Source organism: Ralstonia sp. SET104, from assembly GCF_003851545.1.
GTDB lineage: Bacteria > Pseudomonadota > Gammaproteobacteria > Burkholderiales > Burkholderiaceae > Ralstonia.
The window spans coordinates 23,004-40,844 of the sequence record NZ_BHVX01000018.1 but is presented as its reverse complement, the minus strand read 5'-3'; the positions used below and the strand labels follow the sequence as shown (position 1 = coordinate 40,844).

The window sequence follows — 17,841 nt, the reverse complement described above, 5'->3', positions numbered from 1 at the left end:
GCGACGCTCCGCTTACGAGCGGTAATCCGCGTTGATCGACACGTAGTCGTGCGAGAAGTCGCACGTCCACACCATGGCGGTGGCGTCGCCGCGGCCGAGCGCAATGCGCACGGTGATCTCAGCCTGCTTCATCACGCGCTGGCCGTCTTCTTCGCGGTATTCGGGGTTACGGCCGCCGTCACGGGCGACCCAGACGTCGTCGAGCCACAGGTTGACGCCGTTCACGTCGAGGTCTGTTACGCCGGCATAACCGACGGCGGCCAGGATGCGGCCCAGGTTGGGGTCCGACGCGTAGAACGCGGTCTTGACCAGCGGCGACTGCGCAACCGCATAAGCGATCTGGCGGCACTCATCCACATTGCGACCACCTTCCACCTGGATGGCCATGAACTTGGTGGCGCCCTCGCCGTCGCGCACGATCTTCTGCGCGAGGTCTTGTGCGAGGCCCGTCAGCGCGTCGCGCAGCGCGGCGTAGTCGGGGTGCGATTCGGAATCGATGCGCGGCGTGCCCGCACGGCCCGTAGCGATGATGACGAACGAGTCGTTGGTCGACGTATCACCGTCCACCGTTACGCTGTTGAATGAATGATCCGCTGCATAGCGCACGAGGCCTTGCAGCACGGCTTCGTCCACATTGGCGTCGGTGGCGATAAAGCCAAGCATCGTCGCCATGTTCGGGCGGATCATGCCCGCGCCCTTGCTGATGCCCGACATGCGCACCGTCTTGCCCGACAGCGCGCACGTGGCGGACGCAGCCTTGGGCACGGTGTCGGTGGTCATGATCGCCTCGGCGGCGGCCAGCCAGTTGTCGGGCTTGGCATTGGCTTGGGCAGCCGGCAGTCCGGCGATGATGCGATCGACCGGCAGCGGCTCCAGAATCACGCCCGTCGAAAACGGCAGCACCTGCTGCGCCGACACGCCCAGCAGCTTGGCGACCGCATCGCACGTCTGGCGCGCATGTGCGAGACCCGGCGCGCCCGTACCGGCGTTTGCGTTGCCCGTGTTCACGACGATGGCGCGCGCGCCCTGGCCGCTCGCCAGATGCTCACGGCACACCTGCACCGGTGCGGCACAGAAGCGGTTCTGCGTGAACACGCCGGCCACGCTCGAACCCTCGGCGATACGGACCAGCAACACGTCCTTGCGATTGGCCTTGCGGACACTAGCCTCAGCCCAACCGAGGTCCACGCCGTCGATCGGCAACAGGGAGTCAGCGGCGGGCGCGACGAGATTCACAGCCATGAAGCACACCTTTCAAATGAGGATGCCCGCATTGCGGGCATCGTGAATCAACAGAAAACGAGGCTAAGCAGCGTCAGGCCAGCTTGCCGTGGCACTGCTTGTACTTCTTGCCCGAACCGCACGGGCATGGGTCATTGCGGCCGACCTTGGGCACTTCACCCGCCAATGCCGCCGCAGCGGATGCGGCTGCCGAACGATGCGCCGGCGTGGCAGGGGTCGCACCGTGGATCTCGGCATCGCCTGCAGCCACTTCGGCCAGCTCGCTGAACTCGTCGTGCTTGTACTGCAGGTTGGTGAGCGCAGACAGGTCTTCTTCGATCTGCTCCGAAGCCTGCTCCAGCTCTTCCTGCGACTGGATGCGCACCGTGAACACAATCCGCGTGACTTCGTTGCGGATGGTGTCGAGCAAGCGGCCGAACAGTTCGAACGACTCGCGTTTGTATTCCTGCTTCGGATCCTTCTGCGCATAGCCACGCAGGTGGATGCCCTGGCGCAGCATGTCCAGCGCGGCCAGGTGTTCGCGCCAGTGCGTGTCAAGGCTTTGCAGCATCACCGAACGCTCGAAGCCGGCAAACGACTCGCGGCCCACCTGCGCCACCTTGCCTTCGTACACGGCTTCGGCGGCGTCCAGCACCATCTTGAGCAGGTCTTCGTCTTCAATCGACTGCGCGTCTTCCAGCGTCTTCACCAGCGGCTGGTCGACACCCCAATCGTAGCGCAGGGTCTTTTCCAGGCCAGCGACGTCCCACTGCTCTTCCATGGTCTCGGCCGGCACGTAGGTACGGAACAGCTCGGTGAACACGGATTCGCGCAGATTCTTGACCAGATCGCCCACATCCTGCGCTTCGAGAATCTCGTTACGCAGCTTGTAGAGTTCCTTGCGCTGATCGTTGGAGACGTCGTCGTACTGCAGCAGCTGCTTGCGGATGTCAAAGTTGCGGCCTTCGACCTTGCGCTGCGCCGATTCGATCGAGCGGGTGACGATACCGGCTTCGATCGGCTCGCCTTCGGGCATCTTCAGGCGGTCCATGATGGCGCGCACACGATCGCCCGCGAAGATGCGCAACAACTGGTCGTCCAGCGACAGGTAAAAGCGCGACGAACCAGGATCGCCTTGGCGGCCCGCGCGGCCGCGCAACTGGTTGTCGATCCGGCGCGACTCGTGGCGCTCGGTACCGACGATGTGCAGACCGCCCGCGGCCTTCACCTGCTCGTGCAGCGATTGCCATTCGTCCTGCAGCGTCTTCACGCGCGAGGCCTTCTCTTCGTCAGAGAGCGAATCATCAGCCATCACAAAGCCGGATTGCTTCTCCACGTTGCCGCCCAGCACGATGTCGGTACCGCGACCGGCCATGTTGGTGGCGATGGTGATCATCTTGGGACGGCCGGCCTGCGCGATGATCTCGGCCTCGCGCTCGTGCTGCTTGGCGTTGAGCACCTGGTGCGGCAGCTTGGCCGCATTCATCAGATTCGAGAGGAGCTCGGAGTTTTCAATGGAGGTCGTGCCCACCAGCACCGGCTGGCCGCGCTCGTAGCAATCGCGAATGTCACGAATGACGGCGTCGTAACGCTCCTTCGAGGTCTTGTAGATCTGATCCTGCAAGTCCTTGCGCTGCGGCGTGCGGTTGGTCGGGATCACCACGGTTTCCAGGCCGTAGATTTCCTGGAATTCGTACGCTTCCGTATCCGCCGTACCGGTCATGCCCGACAGCTTGTTGTACATGCGGAAGTAGTTCTGGAACGTGATGGTCGCCAGCGTCTGGTTTTCCTGCTGGATCTGCACGCCCTCCTTAGCTTCCACGGCCTGGTGCAGACCATCGGACCAGCGGCGGCCGCTCATCAGACGGCCGGTGAATTCATCGACGATCACCACCTCACCGTTCTGTACCACGTAGTGCTGGTCACGGAAGAACAGGCTGTGCGCGCGCAGGGCGGCATACAGATGGTGCATCAGCGTGATGTTCTGCGGTGCGTAGAGCGATTCGCCCTCGCCGATCAAGCCCGCCTTCAGCAGAATCTCTTCAGCCTTTTCGTGGCCCGATTCGGTCAGGTAGACCTGGTGCGATTTTTCGTCGACGTAGTAATCGCCAGGCTTCTCAACGCCCGTGCCGTCGGACTTCTCTTCGCCGATCTGGCGCGTGAGCTGCGCCGGGATGCCGTTCATGCGACGGTACAGATCGGTGTGGTCTTCAGCCTGGCCGGAGATGATCAGCGGGGTACGCGCTTCATCGATCAGGATCGAGTCCACCTCATCAACAATGGCGTAGTTCAGCGGACGCTGCACGCGCTGACCGGCGTCGTACACCATGTTGTCGCGCAGGTAATCGAAGCCGAACTCGTTGTTGGTGCCGTAGGTGATGTCCGACGCGTAGGCGGTCTGCTTCTGGTCATGGTCCATCGTGGTCAGGTTGACCCCTACCGACAGGCCCAGCCAGTTGTACAGGCGGCCCATCCACTCGGCATCACGCTGCGCGAGGTAGTCGTTGACCGTCACCACGTGCACGCCCTGGCCGGAGATGGCGTTCAGGTACACCGCCAGCGTGGCTGTCAGCGTCTTGCCCTCGCCGGTACGCATTTCGGCGATCTTGCCATCGTGCAACACCATGCCCCCGACGAGCTGCACGTCGAAGTGCCGCATCTTCATCACGCGCTTGCTGGCCTCGCGGCACACGGCAAACGCTTCGGGCAGCAGCGCGTCGAGCGTCTCTCCCTTGGCAAAGCGTTGGCGGAATTCCTCGGTCTTGGCCTGCAGTTCGGCATCGGAAAGCGCCTCGAACTTCGGTTCGAGCACATTGATCTGCGCCACCTTGCGGCGGTACTGTTTGATCAGCCGTTCATTACGGCTGCCGAAAATCTTCTTGAGAAGGCCCGTGATCATCGATGGCTAGGGCCGGCGAGCCACCCGGAAGACGCTTCGCACAACATGGCGAAACACAGGCGGCGCAATGGCCCGAATAGGGTTGGCGCAAAGGCGGGAGTTTAGCATGTGCAAAACACGCGCTTGATGGCAGCAGCCCAGCCGGATGTGGCAGGAACGCCGCACTTTGACACGACACCGAGACCCATCCGGGCGGCCGCGTACTCACGCTGAATTGGGGACGGGCGCCCCCGATTGCAACCCAGGCCAGCTCAATGGCCGGCAGCCGCCATGCTCTTGCCGATATCGGCCGCCGCAACCTTGGGGAGCAGCGCCTTGTCGGCCGCCATCTTGGGCTGACCAGCATTCTCCAGGAAGGCCACCGGATTCTGCGGGACGTCGTTGACATGCACCTCGAAGTGCAGATGCGACCCCGTAGCACGGCCGGTGCGGCCGATCAGTGCAATGCGCTGACCCGCCTTGACGATGTCACCGATCTTGACGAAGACCTTGGATGCGTGTGCGTAGCGCGTCTTCAGGCCGTTACCGTGGTCGATATCGACCATGTTGCCGTAATCGCTGCGGTATTCGCTGGCCACCACCACGCCGCCGGCGGCCGCCACGATGGGGGTGCCGACCGGCCCGACGAAGTCCACGCCGTCATGCTGCGTACGCCGGCCGGTGAATGGATCGATCCGGGCGCCAAACCCCGATGAGTCGTAGCCCGTGGCGACGGGGCGCACGGTCGGCATCATCTTGGCGTGGATTTGACGGTCCATCAGCGTACTTTCCAGCACGCTGAGGTAATCGTTGCGCTGATCGGCCGAGCGCGTCAGGCGACTCAGCTCGGACTCGATCTCCGGCATCGACATCGGCCGCGAGAACGCACCCTCCGGGCCGCCCCGGCCCGGCTGTGACTTGAAGTCGAACTCACGCGGCGGCACGCCGGCCAAGCCCGACACGCGAGCGCCCAGCGCATCCAGGCGGGCGATCTGCGCCTGCATTTCGCCGATGCGCGCGGCCATCAGGCTGAGGTTTTCTCGGGTGACACGCTGGTCCGCGCCAGCAACCGCTGAAGCAGCCGCGCCCGGCAGCAGCCCTTGCTTGGCCGCCAACCACGTTCCGCCCACGGACAGGGCCGCCACGGTCAGCAGCGCCGCGCCGATGGACACGAAGACGCCGCGTCGTGACAGGTGCGTTGCGCCGGCCTTGCGCGGATGAATCAGGATGATCTGCATCGCTCGTTTTCCGGACAAAAAAGCTGCCCACCGGCACGAAAGCGCGATGAAGCACCCTACAATGCCGGCATGCGAATCTTTGTTCATCCCGCTCTCAAAACACCTGTGGCAAAACCCGTCCAGGACTGGCTGTCGGGTGCCGGTTCGGTCGGCCCGCTGATGCAGGCGGCCAGGCAATTGGCGTCGTTGGAAGCGGAGGTGTTGTCGCTGTTGCCGCCCGGCTTGGGCGGCGGTGTGGCGATCGGTGGCATCAAGAACGATGCACGCGACAGCCGGGAAGCGACTCTGGTGTTGCTCGCCGCACATAGTGCGGCTGCGGCGCGCTTACGGCAGGTGGTACCCACCTTGCTGGAGCGTCTGCAGCGCCGGGGATCGCAGATTACCGCAATTCGCGTACGGGTACAACCGCAGGGCGGTAACGACAGTTTGTGGCCACAAGAGACCGAAAAGCCGCCTAAACGCGCCAGAATGACGGCAGTTGGGCTCAACAGCTTAGCCGCGCTCGCCAACGAACTGCCCGATTCGCCACTTCGCCAGGCCTTGGCCGAAATGGTCGGGCGACATATCGCACCCAAATGAAAAGCGCCCCGCAGGGCGCTTTCTTCATGCGGACAACCGCGTCAGCCGATCACGAAAACGCCGGTTGCAACTGCGGCAAGAACGCGCGTGGCGCATCTTCCACCTTGTCGAACGTCACGATTTCATAAGCCGTTTCGTCCGCCAGCAATGCGCGCAACAGCGCGTTGTTCAGGCCGTGCCCCGACTTGTGCGCCGTGTACGCGGCAATCAGCGGATGGCCAACCACATACAGATCGCCAATCGCGTCAAGGATCTTGTGGCGGACGAACTCATCGCCGTAGCGCAGTTCGTCGTTGTTCAGGATGCGATGCTCGTCCAGCACGATGGCATTGTCGAGGCTGCCGCCGCGCGCCAGCCCGACTTCGCGCAGCATCTCAACTTCATGCGCAAAACCGAAGGTGCGTGCGCGGGCAATTTCGCGCGTGTAGCTGGTGTCGGCAAAGTCGATCTCGAACGTCTGGCCGGTCTTGTCGACGGCCGGATGACGGAACTCGATCGTGAACGACAGCTTGAAGCCGAAGTACGGGTCCAGCCGGGCGAGCTTGTCGCCTTCGCGGATCTCCACCGGTTTGGTTACGCGGATGAAGCGCTTGGCTGCACCCTGCTCTTCGATACCGGCCGATTGCAGGAGGAACACGAACGAGGCCGCGCTGCCGTCCATGATGGGGATTTCTTCCGCATCGACATCCACATAGAGGTTGTCGATCCCAAGGCCGGCGCAGGCGGACATCAGATGTTCGACGGTCGATACGCGAGCGCCGTCCTTCTGCAGCACAGAAGCCAGACGCGTGTCGCCAATGGCGCTGGCGGTGGCGGGAATCTCGACGGCCGGGTTGAGGTCGACGCGCGTGAAAACAATGCCGGTGCCTGCGGCTGCCGGGCGCAACGTCAACGTCACCTTACGGCCCGAGTGCAACCCGATGCCGACGGTCTTGACGAGGGACTTGATGGTGCGTTGTTTCAACATGGCCGCCCTCAACTCACGAAATTTCTATGATTGTTTTTATCTATGCGGCTCGCATAGGTGATAACCCTAAGCATACCATTTTCACGCCCCTGCCTTCAAAACGACTTTTGTATCGGGATGTTAGGGGTGCCCGCGCCCTGCTCAACCTTAGTGCACGCAGATTCGGCGCCACCGTCTCGTCAGCCTTGAGGTGAGGCGGGACAGCAGGCGGTACTCCGCCATTTGGGGGAGTTTTGGCGTGGCGTCAGAGTATCGCCAGGATCGATTCAGCACTGCTGACAGCGAACTGTCCGGGCGCTTCCACTTGTAGCACTGTTACCACACCACGCTTCACGACCATCGCGTAACGCTGCGAGCGCACGCCCATGCCGCGCTTCGAGAGATCTTGGTCGAGACCGAGCTTGCTGGTGAACTCCGCGCTGCCATCGCCCAGCATACGGATTTTGTCGCCGGTGCCCTGAGTGCGGGCCCAGGCGCCCATAACGAAGGCGTCATTGACGGACACGCACCAGATTTCGTCAACGCCCTTGGCGCGCAGCGCATCGTAGTTCGCCACGTAGCCGGGCACGTGGCGCGCCGAGCAGGTCGGCGTGAACGCACCGGGCAGACCGAAAATGACGATTGTCTTGCCTTCGGCCAGATGCGAAACCGAGAAAGCGTTGGGGCCGAGCGCGCAGCCGTCCTTTTGCACCTCAAAGAACTCGTAGAGCGTTGCGTCGGGAAGCGGTTGACCAGGCTGGATCATGATCGTGAGGGAGACGGTGCGCGGATATCGCGATCATAGAACCTTGCAAGCGACCGCGCAGCAGGTTCTCAAAAAACGAGACCGCCCGCATGAAGTCATCACGCGGGCGGTCTTGGGAGACAACGTCATCAGGCTGCTTGGGTTGCAAGGCATCGCACGCGGCACGACGAATGGACACACCCGCCGGGCGGGATGAACCCTTCCGGGGAGGCGGCCAGAGGCCAGCCTGCCCGGCGGCAACGACTGTGTCCTATTCCGTCGCGAACTGTCGCGCTGTCGACTGGCGAGCGGTAGGCCATCACACAACGACGGTCACGGGAGGGGAGCCGTGAACCGCGCGCGGCGTGCGGAACCGCAGGCAGTCGGACGTGCGAGTGCTTATCGACCCAACGCGAGCCCGATCAGTCCGCCTGCTTGCGCAGGAAAGCCGGAATGTCATACGTGTCGACGCCCTTCTCTTGCAGTGCTGCCACGTGAGCCGATGCCGATTCACGCGAGCTGCGCCACACGGCCGGGGTATCGAAGTTGCTGTAGTCCGGTGCGGCCGCCATCGAGTGGCTGGCGCCACCGCCAAAGGCCACCGGCTGATTGTCGGTACCGGTCTTCAGCAGCGTCATCGTCTGCTGCTGTTGTTGCTTGTTGCGGGCAGCACGGCCCAGGCCCGTGGCAACCACGGTCACGCGCAGAGCGTCGCCCATGGCATCGTCATAGACCGTACCGAAGATGACGGTGGCATCTTCCGCGGCATAGCTGCGGATGGTGTTCATCACTTCCTTGGTCTCGGACAGCTTGAGCGAACGGCTGGCCGTGATGTTGACCAGCACGCCGCGTGCGCCCGACAGGTCCACGCCTTCCAGCAGCGGGCTGGCAACAGCCTGTTCGGCGGCCAGACGCGCACGGTCGACGCCAGACACGGTAGCCGTGCCCATCATCGCCTTGCCCTGCTCGCCCATCACGGTCTTCACGTCTTCAAAATCGACGTTCACCAGGCCATCAACGTTGATGATTTCCGCGATGCCGGCCACGGCGTTGTGCAGCACGTCGTCGGCGCACTGGAAGCACTTGTCCATCTCGGCGTCGTCGCCCATGACTTCAAAGAGCTTTTCGTTCAGCACGACGATCAGCGAATCGACATTGCCTTCGAGGTCGTTGGCGCCATGCTCGCCAACCTTCGAGCGGCGTGCGCCTTCGAAGTCGAACGGCTTGGAGACCACGCCCACGGTCAGGATGCCCATTTCCTTGGCAACCTGCGCGACCACAGGCGCTGCGCCCGTACCCGTGCCGCCACCCATGCCGGCGGTAATGAAGACCATGTGCGCGCCGCGCAATGCGTCGGCGATCTGCTCACGGGCCTCTTCTGCGCAGTGCTTGCCCACTTCCGGCTTGGCGCCAGCGCCCAGGCCGGTGCTGCCGAGCTGCAGCACGCGCGATGCGGTCGAGCGCTTGAGCGCTTGCGCATCGGTGTTCATGCAGATGAATTCCACGCCTTGTACGCCGCGGTTGATCATGTGCTGCACGGCGTTGCCGCCCGCACCACCGACGCCGACCACCTTGATGATGGTGCCGTCCTGCATTTCCGTTTCAATCATGTCGAAGTCCATCATTGCCTCCAGAAGTGATCAGTCCCAGACGATGCAGCCTCCCCGCCGCAACTCCTGGTTCCTGAACAAAAAACATCAAAACAAAAAACTCAACTTGCTCCCGTTTGTGGACACATCGGGGAGCACATCGCCAACGCCCGGCACACACGTGCCTAGAAATTGCCGATGAACCATTCCTTCATGCGCGTCCAGATCTGCTTGGCCGAGCCGGACTGCACCACCACCTTGCGGCCACGCACGCGCTGCACGCGACCTTCCTGCAGCAAGCCCATCACTGTGGCGTAACGCGGGCTCTTTACCACCTCGTGCAGGTTGCCGCGGTACTCGGGCACGCCCACTCGCACGGGCTTGAGGAACATGTCTTCACCCAGCTCGACCATCCCCGGCATCATTGCGGTACCGCCAGTGAGGACCACGCCGCTGGAGAGCAGTTCCTCATAACCGGATTCGCGCACCACCTGGTGCACGAGCGAGAACAGCTCTTCCACGCGCGGCTCGATCACAGCAGCCAGCGCCTGACGGCTCAATGTGCGCGGGCCACGGTCGCCCACGCCCGGCACGTCGATCATCTCGTCCGGATCGGCCAGCACCTGCTTGGCGATGCCGTACTGGATCTTGATGTCTTCAGCGTCCGGCGTCGGCGTGCGCAGGGCCATGGCAACGTCGTTGGTGATCTGGTCGCCAGCGATCGGGATCACGGCCGTATGGCGGATCGCACCTTCGCTGAAGATGGCGATGTCGGTCGTGCCGCTGCCGATATCGACCAGCACCACGCCGAGCTCCTTTTCGTCTTCGGTCAGCACGGCCAGGCTTGACGCCAGCGGCTGCAGGATCAGGTCATGCACTTCCAGGCCGCAGCGGCGCACGCACTTGACGATGTTCTGCGCCGCGCTCACCGCGCCGGTCACGATGTGCACCTTCACTTCCAGGCGGATGCCGCTCATGCCGATCGGCTCGCGCACGTCTTCCTGGCCGTCGATGATGAATTCCTGCGTGAGGATGTGCAGGATCTGTTGATCGGTCGGGATGTTGACGGCCTTGGCCGTCTCGATCACGCGTGCGACATCGGTGGAAGTGACTTCCTTGTCCTTGATCGCCACCATGCCGCTCGAATTGAAGCTGCGGATATGGCTGCCAGCGATACCCGTGAAGACCTCGCTGATCTTGCAGTCGGCCATCAGCTCCGCTTCTTCGAGCGCTTTCTGGATCGACTGGACGGTCGCCTCGATGTTGACGACCACGCCTTTCTTAAGCCCCTTCGATTCGGTCTGGCCCATGCCGATGACCTCGTAGGCCCCGTCAGGGCGCAGCTCGGCCACTACCGCCACCACCTTGGAGGTGCCGATATCCAGCCCGACCAGAAGATCCTTGTATTCCTTGCTCATCGCGTTTTCTCTGTGCTTCGCGTTGCTTTGTTGTTGGCCGCTGCATTTGCTTTCGGCTTTGCAGTATTGCCGGTGCTGGGCAACTTGCCCCCCTTGGCCAGCACCGCAGCCTGCGCATCGGTCAGGAAGCGCACACCCGCCGCGCGAACCGCGAACCCGTTGGGGTAACGCAGATCGGCGTATTCAATCTGACCGCCCCAGCGCTTCGTCACCTCGGGCCACGCGCGCACAAAGCGGCGGGCACGCGCGGCCAGCGCGGTGCGGTCATCGTCATTCAGGTCGCGGCCCAGCTCGATGACCGTGCCGTTGGACAACCGCGCGCGCCAGGCGTAGCGGTCGGTCAACGTCACGCTCAGCGGCTCCACGTTCATCGGCTTGAACCATTCGGTCATGGTCTCCAGCTTGTCGACCACGTCCTGCTCGGTGCCTTCGGGACCGGCCAGCGCAACTAGGTCGGTGTCGTCTTCGGCTTCGGCCAGGTTGGCCACGAAGACTTCGCCATACGTGTTGACCAGCTTGCCGGACTCATTGCCGCCCCAGGTGCCCAGCGCTTCGTGTTCCTGCACTTCCACAAGCAGCCCGTTGGGCCACACACGGCGCACACTTGCACGCCGCACCCACGGAACCGACTCGAACGCCTGACGCGCATCGTCCAGATTCAGTGAGAAAAAATTGCCGCGCAGCTTGGCCAGCGCGTTGGCGCGCAGGCTTGGCGCATTCACGTGGCGCAATTCATTGCCGGCCATCGGCATCACACGCACCTGCTGCAACTGAAACATCGGACGCTGCATCAGCCAGACCGCCCCCACGCCCAAGCCACCAAGCGCGAGCAGCGCATACAGCGCACTCGCGACGGCGTTGAGGAGACGGGTGTTGTGCCACATAACGTTGTGCTGTCCGGTTTGGCTTACTCGGGTTTCCAATCGGTGCTGGCGTGCAGCTCCAGCGATGCGGATGCCGCCAGTTGCAACACGAAATCCTCATAGCTGATGCCGGCGGCGCGCGCGCCCATCGGCACCAGCGAATGGCCGGTCATGCCCGGCGACGTGTTCATCTCCAGCAGGAATGGTGCGTTGTCGGACTTGCGCAGCATGATGTCGGCGCGCCCCCAGCCGCGGCAACCCAAGCCGCGATACGCCTGCACCACCAGCGCCTGCACGCGCGCGGCCACATCGGCGGCAATCGGCGCCGGGCACTCGTAGCGCGTGTCGTCGGTGAAGTATTTGTTCTGGTAGTCGTAGTTGGCCTGCGGCGCGACGATGCGGATGAGCGGCAGCGCGGTAGCACTTTCGCCTTCGCCGATGATCGGGCAGGTCAGCTCGTCGCCTTCGATGAACTGTTCGGCCATCACATCGCGGTCCAGGCGCGCAGCCTTTTCATAAGCGGCAGGCAACTCGGCGGCGCTTGTCACTTTGGTCAGACCGATCGACGATCCTTCGCGCGCCGGCTTGACGATCAATGGCAGTCCCAGGCGGTCGGCCACGGCTTGCCAGTCGGCATCGGCGTGCAGCATCACGAAGTCGGGCGTCGGCAGACCGTGGGTCTGCCATTGGCGCTTGGTGGCCTCTTTGTCCATTGCCAGCGCAGACGCGAGTACGCCACTGCCAGTGTACGGAATGCCGAATTGCTCGAGCAGGCCCTGGATCGTGCCGTCTTCACCAAAGCGGCCGTGCAGCGAGATCACTACGCGGTCAAACCCTTGCCTGGCCAGATCGGCGACGGCTTGCAGGCCCGGGTCGAACGGATGTGCATCGACACCGCGTGCGCGCAGCGCGGCCAAGACGCCGTTGCCAGACATCAGCGAGATTTCGCGCTCGGCAGAGCGGCCGCCCATGAGCACGCCCACCTTGCCGAGAGACTTCGGATCAATCGTCGGATTCGGAACAAACGGACCGGTCGTCATGCTGCGGCGCCTCCGTTCAGATCCACCACGTTTGCAGTGCGCGCCTCAGCCTGCAACGCAACCACCTGACCCGGCACTTGCCCGATCGACCCTGCACCCATGGTGATGACCACGTCGCCGTCCTGCGCCACATCCAGAATCGCTTGCGGCATGTCTTCAATCTGCTCAACGAATACCGGCTCGATCTTGTTGGCCACGCGCAGCGCGCGCGTGAGTGCACGGCCGTCGGCCGCCACGATGGGCGGTTCGCCGGCGGCATACACCTCGGCCAGCAGCAGCGCATCTACGGTGCCAAGCACCTTAACGAAATCTTCAAAGCAATCGCGCGTGCGCGTAAAGCGGTGCGGCTGGAACGACAGCACAAGGCGGCGATCCGGAAATGCCCCGCGCGCAGCGGCCAGCGTGGCGGCCATCTCGACCGGGTGATGGCCGTAGTCGTCGATGAGCGTGAAGCGGCCATGGCCGTCAACGGTCGGTACTTCACCGTAGCGCTGGAAGCGGCGACCCACGCCATTGAACTCGGCCAGCGCCTTGACGATGGCCTCATCCGGCACTTCCAGTTCGGTGGCGATGGCGATGGCGGCCAGCGCGTTCTGCACGTTGTGCAGGCCCGGCAGGTTCAGCGTGATCGACAGCGGCGGCTCGGCATGGCCGTTGAGCTGGCGGATGACGGTGAATTCCATGCGGCCGTCCACGGCACGCGGGTTGACGGCGCGCACCTGCGCATCCTCGGCAAAGCCGTAACGCACCACCGGCTTGGACACGAACGGCAGGATCTCGCGCACGTTCGGGTCATCCACGCACAACACGGCGATACCGTAGAACGGCAGGCGCTGCGTGAATTCAATAAAGGCTTGCTTCAGGCGCGCGAAGTCGTGCCCGTAGGTGTCCATGTGATCGGCGTCGATATTGGTGATGACTTCGATCACGGGGAACAGATTAAGGAACGACGCGTCGGATTCGTCCGCCTCGGCGACGATGAAATCGCCCGTGCCCAGCCGCGCGTTGGCGCCGGCGGAGTTGAGGCGGCCGCCGATCACGAAGGTCGGATCCAGGCCGCCTTCAGCCAGCACGGAGGCGACCAGGCTGGTCGTCGTCGTTTTGCCATGCGTGCCGGCAATAGCGATGCCTTGCTTCAGGCGCATCAGCTCGGCCAGCATCACCGCACGCGGCACGACAGGGATGCGCTTGGCACGCGCAGCCAGCACTTCCGGGTTGTCGCCGCGCACGGCGGTGGAAACCACCACGGCATTGGCGCCGATCACATGTTCCGGCGCGTGACCCTGCATGACCGTGGCGCCCAGCGAGATCAGGCGCTGCGTTGCCGCGCTCTGCCCCAAATCCGAGCCCGTCACGCGGTAGCCCAGATTCAACAGCACTTCTGCGATGCCGCTCATGCCAGCGCCGCCGATGCCTACAAAATGGATGTTCTTGACGATGTGCTTCATATCGATTCGATTCCCTATGCCCGTGCCACCGCTACACACACGTCGGCGACACGCTCGGCCGCTTCTGGCCTTGCCTGCTCGCGTGCTTTAGCCGCCATATCGGCCAGTTGCGCACGCGTCAGGGACGCGAGTGTATCTGCCAACGATGCCGGACCCAGTTCCCGCTGCGACACCAACAGCGCCGCGCCACGCTCGGACAAAAAGCGCGCGTTGGTGGTCTGGTGATCGTCCACGGCATGGGGGAACGGCACGAACAGCGCCGCGACACCCGCCGCGGCCACTTCTGAAACGGTCATTGCGCCCGAGCGGCAGATCACCAGATCGGCGTGCGCGTACGCGGCCGCCATGTCATCGATGAAGGGCACGGGTTGCGCGTGGGCGTCATCAATGCCGGCGGCGGCGTAGTTGGCGCGCAGCGTGTCGATCTGCTTGGCGCCTGCCTGATGGATGACGATCGGGCGCGTATCAGCCGGCAGCAATGCCAGCGCCTTGGGCACCACATCGTTGAGCGCCGCTGCACCCAGACTGCCGCCCACGACCAGCACGCGCAGCGGCCCCGTGCGCTCGGCGTAGCGCGCTTGCGGAGAAGCCAGCGTCGCCAGATCAGCGCGGATCGGGTTACCGACCCACTCAGCGCCCGACAGCGCATTCGGAAACGCGCACAGCACGCGATCCGCCACGCGCGCGAGCACGCGGTTGGCGAGACCGGCAATCGAATTCTGTTCGTGCAGCACCAGCGGGCGGCCCAGCAAGACGCTCATCATGCCGCCGGGGAAAGTGATATAGCCGCCCATGCCCAGCACCACATTCGGACGCACGCGGCGCACCACGCCGAGGCTCTGCCAAAACGCGCGCAGCAGGTTGAGCGGCAGCAGGAACTTGGTGGCAAGGCCCTTGCCACGCAGGCCGCCAAACTGCACAGATTCCATCGGGAAGCCGTGCTTTGGCACGAGCTGGCCTTCCATGCCGCTCGCGTTGCCGAGCCACACCACCTTCCAGCCGCGCGCGGCCAGCAGCTTGGCCACCGACAGCGCAGGGAAGATGTGGCCGCCCGTACCACCGGCCATGACGAGAAGGGTGCGCGGCGGCGTACCGGCCGTCATACCTTGCCCCCACGCATCAACACGCGGTTTTCATAGTCAATACGCAGCAGCAATGCCAGTGCCACGCAGTTCATCAGGATGCCCGAGCCACCGTAGCTGACCATCGGCAGCGTCAGGCCCTTGGTCGGCAGCAAGCCGAGGTTCACACCCATGTTGATGAAGGCCTGCCAGCCAATCCAGATGCCCAGCCCCTTTGCGACCAGGCCGGCGAACGTGCGATCGAGTTGCAGCGCAGTGCGGCCGATCTCAAACGAGCGGCGCACCATCCAATAGAACAGCAGGATGACGATCAGCACGCCGACAAAGCCGAGCTCCTCGCCGATCACGGCCAGGATGAAATCGGTATGGGCTTCGGGCAGGTAGTGCAGTTTTTCGATGCTGCCGCCCAGGCCAACGCCGGTCCACTCACCGCGGCCAAAGGCAATGAGCGAGTGCGTGAGCTGATACGCCTTGCCTTGCGCGTATTCCTCTTGCCACGGATTCAGGTACGCGAAGATCCGCTCGCGCCGCCAGGGCGACGCCACGATCAGCAGCGAGAACGTCGACACCGCCGTCAGCACCAGCCCGCCAAACAGCTTGCCGTTCACGCCACCCAGGAACAGGATGCCCATGGCCACGGCCGCGATCACCAGGAACGCGCCCATGTCCGGCTCCAGCAGCAGAAGCGAGCCGACAAATGCCACCGCCACGCCCATCGGCAGAAAGCCCTTGCGCACGCTCTGCATCCAATCCTGCTTGCGTACGGTGTAGTTGGCCGCGTAGAGCACCACCGCCAGCTTCATCAGTTCGGAAGGCTGGAAGTTCATGACGCCCAGCGGCAGCCAGCGCCGCGCACCGTTCACGCCCTTGCCTACGTGTGGGACCAACACGATGATCAGCAACACCAGCGCGATGATAAAAAGCTTGGGCGCGTACTTGTCCCAGAACTTGACCGGAATCTGGAATGCGACGATGGCGCCGATCAACCCGATCATCAGCGAGAAAATGTGCCGCACCAGAAAGTGGCCGTTGCTGTAGTTCGCGTACTTGGGCGAATCCGGCAGCGCGATCGACGCCGAATACACCATCACCAGCCCGAGGCCGAGCAGCACGATCGTCACCCACATCAGCGGCTGGTCGTACTCCATCATCTTGGAGCGCGTGGGCTTGACGCCCGAAACGGCATCGCGCAGACCATCCCATGCGTTGCCGATGGTCGCGCCAATGAAGCCGCTGCGTTTGATCTGGGCGTCGCTCATAGCATCACTCCCCGGTCTGCCGCGAGTGCCGATACGGCTTCGTGGAATACCTGTGCACGGTGCTCGTAATTGCGGAACATGTCGAAGCTCGCGCACGCCGGCGACAGCAGCACGGCATCGCCCGGTTGGGCGCGATCGGCAGCTTCCTGCACAGCCGCTTCCAACGTCGGGGCATCCACCAGCGTGACGCCCGTGTTGATCAGCGCCTCGCGAATCAGGGGCGCATCGCGGCCGATCAACACCACGGCGCGCGCATACTGCGCAACCGGCCCGGCCAGCGGCGAGAAATCCTGCCCCTTGCCTTCGCCACCGGCGATCAGCACCACGTGCTTGGACAGCCCGGAGAGTGCCGCCACCGTCGCGCCGACGTTGGTGCCCTTGCTGTCGTCAAAGAATTCGAGATCGTCAAACGCGGCGATCAGCTCGACGCGGTGAGGCTCGCCGGCGTAGTCGCGCAGGCCGTGCAGCAGGGCGCTCACCGGCAAGCCGATCGCACGGCACAGTGCCAGCGCGGCCATGGCGTTGGTGGCGTTGTGCAAGCCGCGGATGCGCAGCGCGTCTGCAGGCATCAGACGCTTGAGGCGCACCGGCACAGGCGCGGCAGGCGTGGTGTCACCTTTCTTGCGGCGTGTGGGCTTGGGGCTTTCGTCTTCGTCGGCTTCGGCCAGCGCGATCCACGGCATGCCACCATGCATGCCACCGTCATGCAGCAGGCCGAGTGCGTCGGGCGTGCCCGGCTCGTCGATGCCGAAGGTGACGTCACCGCCCTTGCTGGCGAAGGCCATTACGCCGGTGTCCTGGCGATTCAGCACGCGCACGGTGTTTGCACCGAAGATGCGCCCCTTGGCGGCGGCATAGGCATCCATCGTGCCGTGCCAGTCGAGGTGATCCTGCGTGATGTTCAGGATGGTCGCGGCGTCGGCGTCCAGCGTGTGCGTGGTTTCGAGCTGGAAGCTGGAAAGCTCCAGCACCCAGACGTCCGGCAGCGTGCCCGCGTCAATGCATTCAGTCAGTTTGTCCAGCGCCGACGGACTGATATTGCCCGCCACACCGACGGTCTTGCCGGCACGCTCCGCCAGGGCACCCGTGAGTGCCGTGGTGGTCGTCTTGCCGTTGGTGCCAGTGATGGCCAGCACTCGCGGCACGTAGCCCTGTGCAGCCTTGAGACCAGCCAACGCGCGGGCAAACAATTCGATCTCGCCCCACACCGGTACGCCACGCTCGTTAGCGGCGTTCAGCAGCGCAGCGACATTGGCATCCAGCGGCGACAGGCCGGGGCTGATCGCCACCAGCGTCACACCGTCCAGCAGCGATACGGCAAACGGGCCGCTCACGAATTCGGCATCCGGCACGTGCGCACGCAGCGCCGGCAGGTTGGCCGGTGTCTCGCGCGTATCGGCCACGCGCACGCGCGCGCCGTGACGCGCACACCAGCGCGCCATCGCCAGACCGGATTCACCCAGACCGAGCACAAGCACGAACGGCGCATCGAACTCGCCGAACATGCGCGGGTCCTGCACGGTTTCGGCGGCGGG

At 63.9% G+C, this 17,841-nt stretch carries 14 protein-coding genes; 1 reads left to right on the top strand and 13 read right to left on the bottom strand.

The features are described from left to right. Nucleotides 1-12 precede the first annotated feature (12 nt). From argJ to PSUB009319_RS19500, 3 genes are all read right to left on the bottom strand, one after another. Nucleotides 13-1,242: a bifunctional glutamate N-acetyltransferase/amino-acid acetyltransferase ArgJ gene (gene argJ / locus PSUB009319_RS19510; protein WP_124383851.1), complete on the bottom strand. Its 1,230-nt coding sequence runs from the start codon at nucleotides 1,240-1,242 to the stop codon at nucleotides 13-15. Between the two features lie 73 nt (nucleotides 1,243-1,315). Further along, a complete protein-coding gene (secA, locus tag PSUB009319_RS19505) occupies nucleotides 1,316-4,120 on the bottom strand; it encodes a preprotein translocase subunit SecA (RefSeq protein ID WP_124383850.1) in 2,805 nt (934 codons plus the stop codon). 251 nt (nucleotides 4,121-4,371) lie between these two features. Next, nucleotides 4,372-5,337 carry a M23 family metallopeptidase gene (locus PSUB009319_RS19500; RefSeq protein WP_124383849.1) on the bottom strand — a complete coding sequence of 322 codons (966 nt, stop codon included), beginning with the start codon at nucleotides 5,335-5,337 and terminating at the stop codon, nucleotides 4,372-4,374. A gap of 69 nt (nucleotides 5,338-5,406) precedes the next feature. Here PSUB009319_RS19500 and PSUB009319_RS19495 point away from each other — a divergent pair, with 69 nt between their 5' ends. Next, nucleotides 5,407-5,916, top strand: coding sequence for a DciA family protein (locus PSUB009319_RS19495; RefSeq protein WP_124383892.1), 510 nt, complete (start codon nucleotides 5,407-5,409; stop codon nucleotides 5,914-5,916). 49 nt (nucleotides 5,917-5,965) lie between these two features. Here PSUB009319_RS19495 and lpxC read toward each other — a convergent pair whose 3' ends face one another. The 10 genes from lpxC to murD form a co-directional block, all read right to left on the bottom strand. Further along, nucleotides 5,966-6,883, bottom strand: coding sequence for a UDP-3-O-acyl-N-acetylglucosamine deacetylase (gene lpxC / locus PSUB009319_RS19490; protein WP_124383848.1), 918 nt, complete (start codon nucleotides 6,881-6,883; stop codon nucleotides 5,966-5,968). A gap of 244 nt (nucleotides 6,884-7,127) precedes the next feature. Further along, complete coding sequence (locus PSUB009319_RS19485; protein ID WP_124383847.1) at nucleotides 7,128-7,628, bottom strand: peroxiredoxin; 501 nt, start codon at nucleotides 7,626-7,628, stop codon at nucleotides 7,128-7,130. Between the two features lie 401 nt (nucleotides 7,629-8,029). Next, nucleotides 8,030-9,229, bottom strand: a complete 1,200-nt coding sequence (ftsZ, locus tag PSUB009319_RS19480; RefSeq protein ID WP_124383891.1) for a cell division protein FtsZ — start codon at nucleotides 9,227-9,229, stop codon at nucleotides 8,030-8,032. Between the two features lie 152 nt (nucleotides 9,230-9,381). After that, the gene (ftsA, locus tag PSUB009319_RS19475; RefSeq protein WP_124383846.1) at nucleotides 9,382-10,614 is read right to left on the bottom strand and encodes a cell division protein FtsA; all 1,233 of its coding nucleotides are present in this window, start codon (nucleotides 10,612-10,614) and stop codon (nucleotides 9,382-9,384) included. Further along, entirely contained in the window at nucleotides 10,611-11,498 is an 888-nt protein-coding gene (locus tag PSUB009319_RS19470; protein ID WP_124383845.1) for a cell division protein FtsQ/DivIB, read from the bottom strand. The genes ftsA and PSUB009319_RS19470 overlap by 4 nt, the downstream gene beginning before the upstream one ends. Nucleotides 11,499-11,521: 23 nt before the next feature. Continuing rightward, nucleotides 11,522-12,517, bottom strand: coding sequence for a D-alanine--D-alanine ligase (locus tag PSUB009319_RS19465; RefSeq protein ID WP_124383844.1), 996 nt, complete (start codon nucleotides 12,515-12,517; stop codon nucleotides 11,522-11,524). Continuing rightward, nucleotides 12,514-13,965, bottom strand: coding sequence for a UDP-N-acetylmuramate--L-alanine ligase (gene murC / locus PSUB009319_RS19460; RefSeq protein ID WP_124383843.1), 1,452 nt, complete (start codon nucleotides 13,963-13,965; stop codon nucleotides 12,514-12,516). The genes PSUB009319_RS19465 and murC overlap by 4 nt, the downstream gene beginning before the upstream one ends. A 14-nt stretch (nucleotides 13,966-13,979) precedes the next feature. After that, nucleotides 13,980-15,068, bottom strand: coding sequence for an undecaprenyldiphospho-muramoylpentapeptide beta-N-acetylglucosaminyltransferase (gene murG / locus PSUB009319_RS19455; protein WP_124383842.1), 1,089 nt, complete (start codon nucleotides 15,066-15,068; stop codon nucleotides 13,980-13,982). After that, nucleotides 15,065-16,306: a putative lipid II flippase FtsW gene (ftsW, locus tag PSUB009319_RS19450; RefSeq protein WP_124383841.1), complete on the bottom strand. Its 1,242-nt coding sequence runs from the start codon at nucleotides 16,304-16,306 to the stop codon at nucleotides 15,065-15,067. The genes murG and ftsW overlap by 4 nt, the downstream gene beginning before the upstream one ends. Beyond that, nucleotides 16,303-17,811 carry a UDP-N-acetylmuramoyl-L-alanine--D-glutamate ligase gene (gene murD, locus PSUB009319_RS19445; RefSeq protein ID WP_185453509.1) on the bottom strand — a complete coding sequence of 503 codons (1,509 nt, stop codon included), beginning with the start codon at nucleotides 17,809-17,811 and terminating at the stop codon, nucleotides 16,303-16,305. The genes ftsW and murD overlap by 4 nt, the downstream gene beginning before the upstream one ends. Between the last annotated feature and the right edge of the window lie 30 nt (nucleotides 17,812-17,841).

Excerpts from the sequence above, each read along its gene's own strand:
- argJ (WP_124383851.1), bottom strand. The coding sequence starts at position 1,242 with ATGGCTGTGAATCTCGTCGCGCCCGCCGCTGACTCCCTGTTGCCGATC.
- secA (WP_124383850.1), bottom strand. The coding sequence starts at position 4,120 with ATGATCACGGGCCTTCTCAAGAAGATTTTCGGCAGCCGTAATGAACGG.
- PSUB009319_RS19500 (WP_124383849.1), bottom strand. The coding sequence starts at position 5,337 with ATGCAGATCATCCTGATTCATCCGCGCAAGGCCGGCGCAACGCACCTG.
- PSUB009319_RS19495 (WP_124383892.1), top strand. The coding sequence starts at position 5,407 with ATGCGAATCTTTGTTCATCCCGCTCTCAAAACACCTGTGGCAAAACCC.
- lpxC (WP_124383848.1), bottom strand. The coding sequence starts at position 6,883 with ATGTTGAAACAACGCACCATCAAGTCCCTCGTCAAGACCGTCGGCATC.
- PSUB009319_RS19485 (WP_124383847.1), bottom strand. The coding sequence starts at position 7,628 with ATGATCCAGCCTGGTCAACCGCTTCCCGACGCAACGCTCTACGAGTTC.
- ftsZ (WP_124383891.1), bottom strand. The coding sequence starts at position 9,229 with ATGGACTTCGACATGATTGAAACGGAAATGCAGGACGGCACCATCATC.
- ftsA (WP_124383846.1), bottom strand. The coding sequence starts at position 10,614 with ATGAGCAAGGAATACAAGGATCTTCTGGTCGGGCTGGATATCGGCACC.
- PSUB009319_RS19470 (WP_124383845.1), bottom strand. The coding sequence starts at position 11,498 with ATGTGGCACAACACCCGTCTCCTCAACGCCGTCGCGAGTGCGCTGTAT.
- PSUB009319_RS19465 (WP_124383844.1), bottom strand. The coding sequence starts at position 12,517 with ATGACGACCGGTCCGTTTGTTCCGAATCCGACGATTGATCCGAAGTCT.
- murC (WP_124383843.1), bottom strand. The coding sequence starts at position 13,965 with ATGAAGCACATCGTCAAGAACATCCATTTTGTAGGCATCGGCGGCGCT.
- murG (WP_124383842.1), bottom strand. The coding sequence starts at position 15,068 with ATGACGGCCGGTACGCCGCCGCGCACCCTTCTCGTCATGGCCGGTGGT.
- ftsW (WP_124383841.1), bottom strand. The coding sequence starts at position 16,306 with ATGAGCGACGCCCAGATCAAACGCAGCGGCTTCATTGGCGCGACCATC.
- murD (WP_185453509.1), bottom strand. The coding sequence starts at position 17,811 with ATGTTCGGCGAGTTCGATGCGCCGTTCGTGCTTGTGCTCGGTCTGGGT.